Annotated in this window: 1 protein-coding gene; it reads right to left on the bottom strand. The window is 40.9% G+C overall.

Annotated elements, in window-relative coordinates:
• Window positions 1-225 (bottom strand): hypothetical protein (locus GQR38_RS20405; RefSeq protein WP_206006352.1); only part of this gene is annotated, 225 nt, incomplete at both ends.

The raw sequence follows: 225 nt of genomic DNA on the forward strand, positions 1-225 counted from the left end.
ATGCATGGAATAGATCAAATTGCATTTGCCCGACGATACGACTCCATTGTGGAATATAAGCTGCTAACACACCGTATTCATACATTAACGTAAAGGGGAGGCCCATACCGCGAGGGTGTTTTATTATCTCCATAAAAATAGCACGACATTCTGGGATATTTTGTAGCCAATGTGTTAAACAGCGTCTTGCTTCTCTTAATTCACGTAACGTGCTCGAATAAATGC

It is taken from the genome of Pseudoalteromonas sp. c7(2019) (assembly GCF_011378625.1).
Lineage (GTDB): Bacteria > Pseudomonadota > Gammaproteobacteria > Enterobacterales > Alteromonadaceae > Pseudoalteromonas > Pseudoalteromonas arctica.